This window comes from Paracoccus sigandri (genome assembly GCF_003709565.1).
Classification (GTDB): domain Bacteria; phylum Pseudomonadota; class Alphaproteobacteria; order Rhodobacterales; family Rhodobacteraceae; genus Paracoccus; species Paracoccus siganidrum.
In genome coordinates, this window is record NZ_QNRC01000030.1 from 1 (window position 1) to 13,395 (window position 13,395).

Annotated in this window: 12 protein-coding genes and 1 pseudogene; 10 read left to right on the forward strand and 3 right to left on the reverse strand. The window is 67.0% G+C overall.

Annotated elements, in window-relative coordinates:
• On the forward strand, positions 1 to 266 hold a 266-nt coding region (locus tag C9E82_RS19480; protein WP_147482376.1), incomplete at its 5' end, for an Lrp/AsnC ligand binding domain-containing protein.
• A gap of 2 nt (positions 267 to 268) precedes the next feature.
• On the opposite strand, the gene C9E82_RS19485 is transcribed toward C9E82_RS19480, so the two are convergent.
• Together C9E82_RS19485 and C9E82_RS19490 are read right to left on the reverse strand one after the other, a co-directional pair.
• Positions 269 to 1,219 (reverse strand): ornithine cyclodeaminase family protein, encoded by a 951-nt coding sequence (locus tag C9E82_RS19485; RefSeq protein WP_119898511.1) that lies wholly within the window; start codon positions 1,217 to 1,219, stop codon positions 269 to 271.
• Positions 1,220 to 1,235: 16 nt separating this feature from the next.
• Positions 1,236 to 2,264 carry a trans-3-hydroxy-L-proline dehydratase gene (locus C9E82_RS19490; protein WP_119898510.1) on the reverse strand — a complete coding sequence of 343 codons (1,029 nt, stop codon included), beginning with the start codon at positions 2,262 to 2,264 and terminating at the stop codon, positions 1,236 to 1,238.
• A 202-nt stretch (positions 2,265 to 2,466) separates the two neighbouring features.
• On the opposite strand from C9E82_RS19490, the gene C9E82_RS19495 reads away from it, so the two are divergent.
• From C9E82_RS19495 to C9E82_RS19530, 9 genes and pseudogenes are all read left to right on the forward strand, one after another.
• Positions 2,467 to 3,147: a GntR family transcriptional regulator gene (locus C9E82_RS19495; protein WP_119898509.1), complete on the forward strand. Its 681-nt coding sequence runs from the start codon at positions 2,467 to 2,469 to the stop codon at positions 3,145 to 3,147.
• Between the two features lie 130 nt (positions 3,148 to 3,277).
• The gene (locus C9E82_RS19500) at positions 3,278 to 5,308 is read left to right on the forward strand and encodes a hydantoinase/oxoprolinase family protein (RefSeq protein ID WP_119898508.1); all 2,031 of its coding nucleotides are present in this window, start codon (positions 3,278 to 3,280) and stop codon (positions 5,306 to 5,308) included.
• 14 nt (positions 5,309 to 5,322) lie between these two features.
• Positions 5,323 to 7,083 carry a hydantoinase B/oxoprolinase family protein gene (locus C9E82_RS19505; protein WP_119898507.1) on the forward strand — a complete coding sequence of 587 codons (1,761 nt, stop codon included), beginning with the start codon at positions 5,323 to 5,325 and terminating at the stop codon, positions 7,081 to 7,083.
• A gap of 111 nt (positions 7,084 to 7,194) precedes the next feature.
• Positions 7,195 to 8,598: an NAD(P)/FAD-dependent oxidoreductase gene (locus tag C9E82_RS19510; RefSeq protein ID WP_119898506.1), complete on the forward strand. Its 1,404-nt coding sequence runs from the start codon at positions 7,195 to 7,197 to the stop codon at positions 8,596 to 8,598.
• 12 nt (positions 8,599 to 8,610) lie between these two features.
• Positions 8,611 to 8,952 carry a cupin domain-containing protein gene (locus C9E82_RS19515; RefSeq protein ID WP_119898505.1) on the forward strand — a complete coding sequence of 114 codons (342 nt, stop codon included), beginning with the start codon at positions 8,611 to 8,613 and terminating at the stop codon, positions 8,950 to 8,952.
• 81 nt (positions 8,953 to 9,033) lie between these two features.
• Positions 9,034 to 10,542: a PucR family transcriptional regulator gene (locus tag C9E82_RS19520; protein ID WP_119898504.1), complete on the forward strand. Its 1,509-nt coding sequence runs from the start codon at positions 9,034 to 9,036 to the stop codon at positions 10,540 to 10,542.
• A gap of 21 nt (positions 10,543 to 10,563) precedes the next feature.
• The gene (locus tag C9E82_RS24635; RefSeq protein ID WP_170162089.1) at positions 10,564 to 10,734 is read left to right on the forward strand and encodes a hypothetical protein; all 171 of its coding nucleotides are present in this window, start codon (positions 10,564 to 10,566) and stop codon (positions 10,732 to 10,734) included.
• A pseudogene (locus tag C9E82_RS19525) lies at positions 10,713 to 10,954 on the forward strand (aldehyde dehydrogenase family protein); the annotation flags it as partial. The gene C9E82_RS24635 and the pseudogene C9E82_RS19525, both read left to right, overlap by 22 nt.
• Before the next feature lie 72 nt (positions 10,955 to 11,026).
• The gene (locus C9E82_RS19530) at positions 11,027 to 12,448 is read left to right on the forward strand and encodes a sensor histidine kinase (protein WP_240643562.1); all 1,422 of its coding nucleotides are present in this window, start codon (positions 11,027 to 11,029) and stop codon (positions 12,446 to 12,448) included.
• 4 nt (positions 12,449 to 12,452) lie between these two features.
• Here C9E82_RS19530 and C9E82_RS19535 read toward each other — a convergent pair whose 3' ends face one another.
• On the reverse strand, positions 12,453 to 13,109 hold the full coding sequence (locus tag C9E82_RS19535; protein ID WP_205962178.1) for a response regulator: 657 nt from the start codon (positions 13,107 to 13,109) through the stop codon (positions 12,453 to 12,455).
• Positions 13,110 to 13,395: the final 286 nt, after the last annotated feature.

Below are 13,395 nucleotides of genomic sequence, written 5' to 3' on the forward strand. Positions count from 1 at the left end.
ATGTCACCTATGTCGAGGTCAGCATGAGCGACACCCGCGAAGCCGCGCTGCAGCAGTTCAACGCCGCCATCCGCGCCATCCCCGAGGTCGAGGAATGCTACATGATCGCCGGCGGCTGCGACTACCTGATCAAGCTCCGCTCCCGCGACATGGCCCATTTCCGCCGCATCCTGGCCGAGAAGATCTCCACCCTCCCCCATGTCAGCAATACATCAAGCCACGTCTCCATGGAGGCCGTCGTCGAACAGAACTACCACATCGGGTAGGGTCAGGAGGCCATTGCCCGCGCGATCCAGGACGCGATCATCAGGTCCAGATGCGCGCCGCCGCCATTCTTGAAGAGGGTGATTTCTTCGGCCGATTGCCGCCGCCGGGCATCGGGGCGCACCAGGTCGTAGAGATCGCCCAGCACGTCATCGGCGGTGATGACGCCCGAGGCGATGGGGATCAGCAACTCGCCGATATGGCCAAGCGTGGTCGCGCGGCTGTCGACGAACAGCGCGGCGCGGGCGATCAGCGCGTCGTCGGCCTCGCGCATGTCGGCCTTGAAGGCGCCGATCAGGTCGACATGGGTGCCGGGCTGCACCCAGTCGCCCCGGATCACCGGCTGCCGCGCCATGGTGGCTGCCGAGACGATGTCGGCCCGCCCCACCGCGTCCTGCAGATCGCTTACCGCCGCCAGATCCGCGTCGATGCCGGCCAGCCCTTCGACCAGATCCCGCGCCTGCTGCGGGCGGCGGGCCCAGACCGAGACGCGCTCGATCCCCGGCAGCACCGCCGTATAGGCCCGCACAAGGCTGGCCGCGACTGTGCCCGCGCCGACGACCAGCAGGTGCCGGCTGTCCGGGCGCGCAAGCAGGCTTGCGCCCAGCACGGAATCGGCGGCGGTCTTGAATTCGGTGACCAGCGGGCTGTCCACGATCGCTTGCAGCGTGCCGGTTTCGCCGTCAAAGACCAGCATTGCGCCCTGGACCGTGGGCAGCCCCCGCGCAGCGTTGCCATCAAAGACGGTGAAGGTCTTGGCGCCGTAGCCCAGCCCCTCGATCCAGGCCGAGCGGCTCATCATCGTGCCGGTGGGCGGGCCCAGGAACACGTCCCTGATCTCGGCCGGGGGAAGCGCATGGCCCTGCCGCAGCGCCTCGACGGCATCGCCCCAGGTCAGGCGCCCGATGGCGTCCTGGCAGGAAAGGAATTGCGGCGCGGTGCTGTTGCTGGTCATGGAAATGCGATCCTCCTTACAGGTCCACCGGCCAGGTATCGGACAGGCGGTAGCCGCCGGGAAACGGGTCGGCCGGGTCGACCATCAACTGTTTCGTCCCGATGATCCAGGCCCGGCCCGAGATGATCGGGCGGATGGCGCGTTTGCCGTTCAGATCGACCTCATCGGCAATCGCGCAGTGGAACTCGGTGTCGAGGATCGAGCGGCCGACGAAGCGGTCCCCGACCTTCATCCGTCCACGCGCATGCAGCACTGCCATCCGCGCCGAGCAGCCCGTCCCGGTCGGCGAGCGGTCGATCTTGCCCGGCCGGATCGCGACGGCATTCCTGCCGTGAAGCACGCCGCCCTTCTCGCTCAGCGGGTCGGTGAACTGGCAAAACGAGATATGGTTCCAACCGTTCGCCGGATGCCGGAAGCCCAGCTGTTCATTGGCGGCGCGCGTGATCCGCACCCCCATTTCGGCAAGGTCGCGCGCCTGGTCGGGGGCGATGCGCATCCCGACCGAGGCGGCATCCACCAGCACGAAACTGTCCCCGCCATAGGCGGTGTCGACGGTGATCGTGCCCAGCCCCTCGACTTCGATCCGCGCATCCAGCCGGTCGGCGAAGGAAGGCACGTTGCGGACCCGGATACGCTCGGCCTTGCCGTTCTGGCATTCGGCCTCGATCTCGATCAGCCCGCCGGGCGGTTCAAGGATCATGCGGGAGACGGGCTCTTGCATCGGGATGATGCCGGTGTCGAGCAGCACCGTCGCCACGCAGATCGCGTTCGAGCCGGACATCGGCGGCGTGTCGGCGGGTTCCATGATGATCCAGCCCATCTGGGCGCGCGGGTCCTTGGGCGGCACCAGCAGGTTGACATGGCGGAAGACGCCGCCGCGCGGCTCGTTCAGCACGAAGTTGCGCAGGGTCTCGTCGCGCGCGATCCAGCGTGACTGGTCCCAGACGGTCGCGCCCGGCGGCGGGGCGACGCCGCCGACGATGACGTCGCCGACCTCGCCTTCGGCATGGCAGGACACGACATGCACGACCCTGGATGTGCGCATTTTTCCTCGCTTGATGGTGGAAAGATAAGAATTATATTTCGTATACGATATTGGCGCTCAACTTGCCCGGTCCATAGGAACCTGTCAAGCGCCCTCGGCGCGGCCCGGCCGCATCGCCCTCGCCGCTGTCCCTTGCGGCAATATATCGGCTACCATATCTTGCGGATTGCGACGGCACTGACACCGGGCGGGGGAGAACGGGATGCCATTCAGGGAAGCAGAGGTTCCGAACCTTGGGCAGGCCCCGACCGCCTCGGACATCATCCTGAAATTCATCCGCGATTCCATCGCCGACGGGTCGCTGGACGAGGGCGAGCCGATCCGCCAGGACGATGTCGCGCGGATGTTCAACGTCAGCAAGATCCCGGTCCGCGAGGCGCTGAAGCGGCTGGAGGCCGAGGGGCTGGTCGAGTTCCAGCGCAACAAGGGCGCCATCGTCACCTCGGTATCCGAGCCCGAGATCGCCCAGATCTTCGAGACACGCGCCATCCTGGAATCGAACGCGATCAGGCTGTCGGTGCCGCATATGACGCCGGAAACCTTCACCGATGCCGAGGCGTTCTGCGACGCCTTCGCCAGGGAAACCGATGTCGCGCAATGGTCGGCGCTGAACTGGCAGTTCCACAGCCGATTGTATCTGGATGCGCAAAGGCCGTTCCTGGTCCGCACGATCCGCTCGGTCAACGACCGGCTGGAGCGTTACCTGCGCATCCAGCTTGCCCTCTCGCACGGCCAGGGCACCGCGGATCGCGAGCATCGCCAGATCCTTGCCGCCTGCCGCGCGGGCGATGCGGAAAAGGCGGGCAAGCTGGCCTACGACCATATCATGGGCGCATGTTCGTCCCTGCTGCATCACCTGCCGGCAAGCAAGGCAACGGGCTGAGGCCGCCCCGACCGGCATCCTGCGAAAGCAGGAAACCCTTGCCGCGATTCCTGTTTTCGCATGATTGCCGAAAAGCCCCCGATGAGGAGATCCTCAGGCGAGCCTAAAACAGCACGCAAGGGAGGACGCCATGTGGAGGGTCGGAATCGACGTCGGCGGGACGTTTACGGACCTGTTTGCCTGGGAGGAGAAAACCGGCAGGCAGGTGACCGCAAAAGTCCTGACGACAAAGCAGGATCGCTCGATAGCCGTTCTGGAATCGATCGAAAAGGCCGGGATCGAGATTTCCGACATCTCGTATCTGATGCACGGCACGACCACGGCGACCAACGCCCTGATCGAGCGCAGCTACCCGGACGCCGCCTTCATCACCACCGAAGGCTTTCGCGACACCATCGAGATCGGCCGGCAGCATCGCCAGCATCTCTATGACCCCTACCAGACGAAGCCCAAGCCGATCATCAAGCGCCGCCATCGCCATACCGTGCCCGAGCGGACCAATGTCCGCGGCGAGACCGAGCGTCCGCTGGACGTCGCCGCCGCGCGCGAGGTGGCCGAGAGGATCAAGGCCGCGGGCATCCCCTCGGTCGCCATCGGCTTCATCAACGCCTATGCCAGCGGCCGGCACGAGGAACAGATGCGCGACATCCTGCGCGAATGCTGCCCGGATATCCATATCGTGCTGTCCTCGGAAACCCGGCCGATCTTTCGCGAGCATGGCCGCTTCGTCACCACCGCCGTCCGCGCCGCCTGCATGCCGGTGATGGTGAAATACATGGACGACCTGGAAAACCGGCTGGAGGCCAGCGGCTTCACCGGCAAGCTCCTGATCCTGAAAAGCAGCGGCGGCGTCATGTCGGCCGAGGCGGCGCGCCAGCACCCCGAGGACATGCTGGAATCCGGCCCCGCCGGCGGCGTCGCCTATGCCGGCTACCTGACCGAGCAGAGCGGCTTCGAGCGCATCCTGCACACCGATGTCGGCGGCACCAGCTTCGACGTGTCCATCGTCGAGCATGGCAAGGGGCTGATCACCCGCGACCACGAGCTGGAATGGGAGGTGCCGATCGTCGTGCCGATGCTGGACATCCACAGTGTCGGCTCGGGCGGCGGCTCGATCGGCTGGGTGGATGCGGGCGGCTCGCTGCGCGTCGGGCCGAAAAGCGCGGGTTCCGAGCCCGGCCCGGTCTGCTATGGCCGCGGCGGCACCCAGCCCACCATCACCGACGCCAACCTGCTGCTGGGCCGGCTGGACCCGACGCTGAACGGCAAGATCGACCTTGACGTGGGTGCCGCCGAAAAGGCGATGGAGAAGCTGGCCGCCGAGATCGGGCTGTCCACGCTGGCCACCGCCGAGGGCATGATCCGCATCGGCTGCGAATACATGGCGCAGGCGGTCAAGAAGGTGCTTGTCGCCCGCGGCCGCGACCCGCGCGATTTCGTCTATGCAAGCTTCGGCGGCGCGGGGGCGCTGGCGGCCTGCTTCGTCGCCCGCTCGATGAACATTCCCAAGGTCATCGTGCCGCCCCATGCCGGCGTCGCCTCGGCCTTCGGCGCGACGGTCATGGACCTGCGCCAGGACATCGAGCAGTTCTATTACGCACCGGTGAAGGATGCCGACCTGGACCGCGTGAACGCGATCCTGAACGACCTGGAAGCCCGCGCCCGCAAGGAGCTGATCCAGCAGGGCTTTGCCGACGAGGCCGGGATCGAGATCATCCGCAGCGCGCAGATGCGCTATGTCGGCCAGTCCTACGAGGTCGACACGCCGCTGCCGAACGGCGTGCTGACCGCCGGCCACCTGCCCGGCATCGAGGAGACGTTCCACGGCGTCCACCTGCAGGAATTCGGCGTCAGCTCGGACGATTTCGCCCCGGCCTTCGTCTCGTTCAGCGTCACCGCCATCGGCCGGATGGACGATCCGCCCCCGGTCGAGCTGCATTACTCCGAGGACGACAGGGCGGCCATCAAGGGCCAGCGCGACGTCTATTTCGACGGCGAATGGACCCGTTGCGACGTCTATGAGGGCGAGGCGCTGACCACCCATCACCGCATCGCGGGCCCGGCGATCATCGAATACGACCACGCCTGCACGGTCCTGCCGCCCCGGACCCATGCCCATGTCAACGCCATGGGCGCGCTGGTCATCGACATCGAAATCTGAGGGAGGGGAAAGACATGAGCCAACACAGCGATATCGACATCGACCCGATCACCTTCGAGGTCATGCGCAGCATCTTCGAATTCGCCTCGGACCGGATGGCCACGGTGCTTCAGCGGTCGTCCTTCTCGCCGATCCTGGCGGATATGCTGGATTTCTCGAACGCGATCTATGACGCGGACCTGCAGCTGCTCAGCCAGGCGGCGAACTGCCCGGTGCATCTGGCCGCGATGAAATTCTCGGCCGAGGAGGCGGTGAAGGGCGTCGGGCCGCAGAACGTGCATGAAGGCGACGTGCTGGTGCTGAACGACCCCTATCGGGGCGGCACCCATATCAACGACATCACCTTCACCAAGCCGATCTTCTACAAGGGCCAGCTGATCGGCTATGGCGTCAGCCGCGGCCACTGGATGGACCTGGGCGGCGGCGGCGCCGGCGGCCAGGCGTTTTCCACCCATATCGCCGCCGAGGGCCTGCGCCTGCCGCCGCTGAAGATCTATTCCGGCGGCAGGCTGAACGAGGATCTTCTGGCGATCATCCTGAACAACTCGCGCACGCCGCATTTCATCAAGGGCGACGTGCAGGCGCATCTGGGCGCGCTGCTGGCGGCCGAGCAGGAATTGCAGCGCGCCTGCGACCGCTACGGCGTCGATGTCGTCCAGGCCGCGATGAAGAAGATCCAGGCCTATACCGAGAAGATGGTGCGCGAGAGCATCCGCACCATCCCGAACGGCACCTACGAGGCCGAGGATTACGCCGATACCGACGGCATCACCCAGAGCCGCGTCAAGGTGAAGGTGCGGCTGGAGATCGGGGATGACAGCATCAAGGTCGATTTCACCGGCACCGACCCGATCTGCCAGGGCGCGATCAACTCGCCCAAGGCCAACACCATGTCGGCGGCGCTCTATTCGCTGCAGTTCTTCCTGGCGCCAGATGCGCCGCAGAACCAGGGCCTGTTCAAACCGATCGAGGTGATCCTGCCCGAAGGCTGCTGGCTGAACGCCACCTGGCCCGCGCCGACCATCGGCTGCACGACGCTGACCGCATCGAAGATCACCAGCGCGATCTGGCAGGCCCTGGCCAAGGCGATCCCGGAACGGGTGACCGGATCGACCTGCGCCGATGCCAACTGGTTCGTGGCCAGCTGCGTCGATGACCAGGGCCGGGCGGACGTGTTTTCCGACCTGCCCGCCGGCGGCTGGGGCGGCACGCCCTATTCCGACGGCATGAACGTGACCATGGACCCCTTGGGGAACTGCATGAACATGGCGGCGGAAACGGCCGAGCTGTTCTTCCCCATCGCCTATGAGGCCTTCGAGCTGCGCCAGGACTCGGCCGGCGCCGGGCGCCATCGCGGCGGGCTTGGTTCGATCTTCAAGGTGCGCTTCTTCGGCGGCGGCGAGCTTGGCATGGAAACCTCGCGCACGCTGGCGGGCAGCCCCGGCGCGGCGGGCGGGCTGGCCAGCGCCGTGCAACGTTCCAGCCATATCCGCGCGGACGGCACGTCGCAGGTGATCGGCGGCATCGACGACGACGGCAACTGGCAAAACCCGCTGCTTGCCTCGCACAAGTTCGGCCCAGGCGAGACCTTCATGTTCGAAAGCACCGGCGGCGGCGGCTGGGGCGATCCCCGGCAGCGTGCGGTGCAGGACGTGCTGGAGGACGTGCTGGACGAATATGTCAGCATCGATGCGGCGAAAGCGCTTTACGGCGTGGTCATCGACCCGGCGACGCTGACGGTGGACGAGGCCGCGACCGCCGCGCTGCGGGGCTGAGGCCCGGCACGGCAAATCCCCCAAAGCCCGCAGTGGCGCGGCATCGCCGCGCCACCCGGGGACGCCTCGCCCTATCGCGCCGGCCGGCCGATACGAAGCACAGGAAAGACCATGAAATTCCGCATCTCCAAGCCGCTCAAGCGCAGCCATTGGCAGGCATCGGTGGCCGCCCCGGCCCCCTGCCCGCCGCTGGCGGGCGAAAGCCGCGCCGACATCGCCATCATCGGCGGCGGCTATGTCGGGCTGTGGACGGCGCTGGCCATCAAGCAGCACGAGCCCGATTGCCGGGTGGCGATCCTGGAGCAGGACATCTGCGGCGGCGGCGCCTCGGGCCGCAATGGCGGCTTCGTCATGTCCTGGTGGCCCAAGATCGGCACGATCCGGTCCTTTTGCAGCACCGAGGAGGCGCTGTTCCTGGGCCGCAGCGCCGAACGCGCCATCGCCGAGCTGGGCGAGTTCTGCCAGCGCCACGCCATCGACGCGCATTTCACGCAGAAGGGCTGGCTGTGGACCGCGACCTCGCCCGCCCATATGGATGCCTGGAACGGCACGCTTGAAGCCTGCGAGCAGCTGGGCGTCGCCCCCTTCCAGCGCCTTTCCCCGGATGAGGTCCGCCGGCGCACCGGATCACCCGCGCATCTGGGCGGGGTGTTCGAGGCCTCGAATGCCACGGTGCAGCCCTATGCGTTGGTGCAGGGCATGCGCCGGGTGGCGCAGGAGGCGGGCGTCGTCATCCATGAAAACACCGCCGTCCGGCAGATCGAACCCGGCCGGCCGGCGCGGATCATCACTCAGGGCGGCGTGCTGACGGCCGACAAGGTGGTGCTGGCGACCAATGCCTGGTCGGCGGCGATCCCCCAGCTGGCGCGGCTTTTCACCCCGGTCAACAGTTCCGTCGTGGTGACGCGGCCGCTTGGCGCGCAGTTCCAGGACATCGGCTGGACCGGCGGCGAATCGATCACCGATTCCCAGCTGCTGGTGGATTATTACCGCACGACGCGGGACGGGCGCATCGTCTTCGGCAAGGGGACGGGCGGGATCGCCTATGGCTCGGCCATCGGCGGGATGTTCAGCGACGACGCCGAAAGCATCGCGCTGACGCAAGCCGACCTGTTCGCCACCTATCCGATGCTGCCGCCGAACGCCGTCGCCGACAGCTGGTCGGGCCCCGTGGATCGCACCTATGACAGCCTGCCGGTCTTCGGCAGCCTGCGCGGCCGGCCCGACATCCTTTTCGGCATCGGCTGGAGCGGCAATGGCGTCGGCCCCAGCCGGCTGGGCGGGCGCATCCTTGCCAGTCTCGCGCTTGGCCGCGACGACGAATGGAGCCGCTGTTCCCTGGTCGGCCGCAAATGCAGGGGCTTCCCGCCGGAGCCCTTCCGCTACCTGGGCGGCAGGATGGTGCGCAATGCCGTGATCCGCAAGGAAAAGGCCGAGTTGCAGGGGCGGACCGCCGGCATGGTCGACCGGCTGCTGGCCGGGTTGGCGCCCTCCGGCCTCGAAGACAAATCCTGAGGAGAGCCCGCCATGAACCCCATCCTGATCCGCGTCGAGCATGACGATGCCTTCACCGCCCCCGCCCCGGTGGGCGCCCCGACCAGCGCGCAGGTCGCGACGACGCGCACCGCCGGCCATGCCGACACGCCGGCCGGCGGCGCAGGCATCTGGGAATGCACGCCCGGCCGCTTCCGCCGCCAGGTCGCCCCGGCCGAATACAGCTATATCATCGAGGGCGAGGGCAGCTTCACCCCCGACGGCGGCCAACCCGTCGCGTTCCGTGCCGGGGATGCGATGTTCTTCGCGGCCGGAACGCAGGGCGAATGGGATATCCGCACCACCCTCCGCAAGGCCTATCTGATCCTGGGCTGACCCGGCCGGTTTCCGCAGGCTGGCTTTCCGGCGCTCTTGGCTTAGGCTCCTCCGCGTCACCTTCGCTCAACGAGGCCTCCCATGTCGCTACGGATCGCGGATATCATCGACATCCCGGAACTGCGCACCCGCCTGCTCAGCGGCAGCGAGGGCGCCGGGCGGCTGGTGCGTTGGGCGCATGTCTGCGAACTGCCCGATCCGACCGAATGGCTGGGCGAGGGCGACCTGCTGATGACCACCGGCATCGGCATCCCGGCCGATCCGGCCGCGCAGCGGCGATACGTGGAGGCGCTGGCGCAGGCCGGCCTCTCGGGCATGATGATTGGCGAGGACATGCAGGCCCCCGCCGATCTGCGGGCGCTGCGGGACCGGGCCGGGGAACTGGGCTTCCCCGTCTTGATGACGCATTACGGCGTGCCCTTCGCCAGCGTCACCCGCGCCGTGATCGACGCCCGGCGAAGCGAGGAGTTCGAGCGCAGCCAGGCCATCGCCCGGATCTATGTCAGCGCCCGCATCGCCATCGAGGGCATCGACCTGGAAGCCCTGCTGCATCGGCTGGAGGAGGACGTGCAGGCCCGGCTGATGCTGTGGGATCCGCAGACGCAGCAGCCCTGGCTGCCCAGGGGGCGCGAGCTTCCCGAGAAGCTGGGCGAGGCGCTGCGGCAGCAAAAGCTCGATCCGCCCCATTCCCAGCCGATGGTGCGCCGCTATCCGTTGGAGGAGGGCGAGGTTCTGGGCATCGGGATCCCCTCGCGGCGCAAATGCGTGCTGCTGGTGCGGCGCAGCGGGCGCGATGTCCTCGATTACGGCCTGCTCAACCACCTTTCGGCCGTGCTCGGCATCGCGCTGGAACGGCTGCATGTCGAAAACGAACGCGCCATCCGGCTGGGTTCGGAACTGCTCGAGGATCTGCTGAACAACCGCCTGACCCGCCAGCAGGCGGGCAAGCGCCTGGCCCCTTTCGGCATCGCGCTGGACAGCGCACATCTGGCGGTGGCCCGGCGCGGCGGGCTGTCCCTGCCCGACTGGGCCGCGCTGTTCGAGCGCTCGGACGCGCCGGTCCTGCTCTGCCCGCAGGGTGATGAGCTGTGGCTTTTGCTGCCCGAGGATTCCGCGCCCGCCGTGCAGGCCGTTCTGGAGGCCGGCATGGGGCTGAGCGACCAGGTCGGCTATTTCGAACGCCTGGCGGAAGCCTTCAGCGAGGCGCGCCTGGCCGCGGCCCATGCCGGCGCGGACCGGCCAGTGGTCTTTTACGCGCAGATCGCCGACAAGCTGCCCTGGCTGCCCCAGAACCTGGACGAGGCGCGCGAGACCTTTCGCCGGGTGCTGGGAAACCTGGCCGAGCATGACGAGGAATCCCGCGCTTCGCTGCTCTACACGCTGAAGATCTTCCTGGAACAGAACCGCTCCTGGCAGGCGACCGCCGAAAAGCTGCATATCCACAAGACCAGCCTGACCTATCGCATCCGCCGCATCGAGGCCCTGACCGGCCGCTCGCTTGGCAATACCGGCGACGTGGTCGCCCTGTGGCTGGCCTTGCAGGCCGCCGAGATCCTGGGCCTGCCGCAGATCATGGGTCCCAGGCGCTGAGCAACAAAAGGATTTCCCAAGATGAGCCACCCTGCCCTGCTGCGCCAGCAAGCCTGTGTCGACGGGCGCTGGCGTGACGCCCTGGACGCCCGGACCCAGCCGATCCTGAACCCGGCGAATGGCGCGCAGATCGGCTCCGTGCCCGTGATGGAGGCGCAGGAAACGCGGCGGACGCGGTCGGCGGCGAGTTGACCCGCAATCCCACCGCGCGCAAGCTGAGCTTCACCGGCTCGACCGATGTGGACCGGCTGCTGATGGCGCAATGCGCGCATGACATCAAGAAACTGTCGCTGGAGCCGGGCGGCAACGCGCCCTTCATCCTCTTCGAGGATGCCGGCTGGACGCCGCGGTCGAAGGCGCGCTGCTGTCGAAATACCGCGACAGCGGCCAGACCTGCGTCTGCGCCAACCGGCAAGAGCAGGATTGCGCGAGCTTCGCGGGCTGGGGCAAGATGGCGAAAGCCGTCCATGCCCTGCGGAACCCCATGCCGAAATCCGACATTTCCCTTATCCTTCAGCGTTTCGGGCGGCAGATGGGGCTGTATTCGCAAGTCGTCATCGCGATCGCCCTGGTCATCTGCATGTCGATGGCCGCGCTGGGATACTGGGTCAACGCCTATATCCGCAATGTCGAGGTGGAAAGCGCGGCCGATGCCAGCGCCGTCTACATGAACATCATCTTCGAGCCGGTGCTGCGCGGCGTCGAACGGCGTGGAACGCTGCCGCCCCATGTCGAGCGGCAGCTGGACGAGCTGCTGATGCGCCATACGCATGAAACCGCCATCGAGACGGCGGTGATCTGGTGGCAGGACGGCACCGTGGCCTACAGCACCGACAAGCGGCTGACGGGGCGGCAGATGTCCTCCGACCAGCTCGATGCCGCCTTTGGCGGGCAGGTCGTGGCCGAACTGATGGAGAACCTGACCGATCACGGAGCCCGGCGGCAAGAGCGGCTGGGCCAGCCCCTGCTGGAGATCTATGTGCCGCTGAGCGATCGCGACAGCGGTGTCGTCACCGCCGTGGGCGAATTCTATCAGAATGCGGCCGAGCTTCAGGCCCAGATGAACCGCGTTGCAGCGCGGATCTGGGGGGTGGTCGGGCTGACGACCGCGCTGATGCTGACGCTGCTGATCCTGACCGCGACGCGGGCGCGCCGCATCGTGCGGGCGCAGCAGGACGAGTTGCGCCATCGGCTGGACATCTCGCAGCAGCTGGCCCGCCAGAACGCCGACCTGCGACAGGCCGCCGAAACGGCCAAGCTGGAGGCGATCAAGGTGAACGAGGACCTGCTGACCCGCATCGGCGCGGATCTGCATGATGGCCCGCTGCAATTGCTGGGGCTGATCGTGCTGCGGCTCAGCGGCCTGGCCTCGGGCCGCGCCGAGGAGGATGCCGTCGCGCGCGAGCGGCAGAAGACCGCGGAACTGGCCGCGCGCACGATGCAGGAGCTGCGCAACCTGGCCTATGGGCTGAGCATTCCCGAACTGGACGGGCTGACGGTGCCCGAAACCCTGTCGCTGGCGATCTCGCGGCATGAAAGCCAGACCGGCACGACGGTCTCGCGGCGGCTGGGGAAATTGCCTGCCCGGCTGTCCGAACCCGCAAGGATCTGCCTCTATCGCATCGTGCAGGAATCGCTGAACAACGCCTTTCGCCATGCCGGCGGCCGGGATCAGCAGGTGCGCGCCGAGACGCGGGACGGCGAGATCGAGCTGGTCATCAGCGATGCCGGGCCGGGGCTGCAACCCGAGGGGGCGAAGGCGCCGCAGAACGGGAACGGCATGCCCGGACTGGGGCTGCCCGGCCTCGCGCGGCGATTGCAGACCCTGGGCGGCAGGCTGGATGCGAGTTCGGAGCCGGGGCGCGGCACGACGATCACCGCGCGCCTGCCCGTCGACGCCGGATAGGAGGCTACTGAAGGTAAAGGGCCGATCCCGGCGCCGCCTCGGCCTGCAGTTTCTGCGCGGCCAGCACGACCTCCAGCCGGTTGCGGGCGTGCAGCTTCTGCATCAGGATCGACATGTAGTGCTTGACGGTCTTTTCGCTGATCCGCAGCTGCTGGCCGATCTCCTTGTTGGTCCGGCCGCGCAGCAGCAGCCGCACGATCTGTTCCTCGCGCATGTTCAGCCGGATCGCCTGCAGCGCCCGCTTGCGAAGCGAGGCGTTCTGCAGCGCCGCGATGACCTTGGCGGCGAAGGTATGGGTCACGAAGGTCTCGCCCCGCATCACCGCGCGGATCGCCTCGGACAGTTCGGTCGCGGTGCTGCCCTTGATGACATAGCCATGCGCCCCGGCTTCCAGCACCTGCACGGCATGTTCGACCGCCATCGAGGCGGTGAAGATCAGCACCCGCACATCGGGGGCGTCCTCGCGGATCTTCTGGATCGCCTGCAGGATGTTCCCCGGCATGTCCAGGTCCAGAAGGATGACATCGGGCCTGTTCTTCAGCGTCAGCTCGACCGCATCGCTGGCCGAAACGCCCTTTTCGACAACGGCGAATTCATCCGATTCGGCGAATATCCCGGCCAGACCTTCAAGAAAAATGGGGTGATCATCGAAAATCGCCAATTCAACCCTGTCCATGGCCGGAAAACCCCCCGTCGACATTCAACTGAACCATCACGTTCGACGTTAGCAGATTAACTCTGCCCCAAAAACTGTCGTTAAGGCCATGTTTTCGCGTCCCGAGGCATGATTCGCGCAGGGTTTCGGGCCTGTTCCCGATCATTATCATTCGGCTTCCGGCGATGAATATGAACGGCCGTTGAATTCCCCGCGGGCGATTTTCAGACTTTCGGCCAATCGCCTTTCGGACATTGGTCCGGTCGATTTCGGGACCTTCGACGTTTCATCG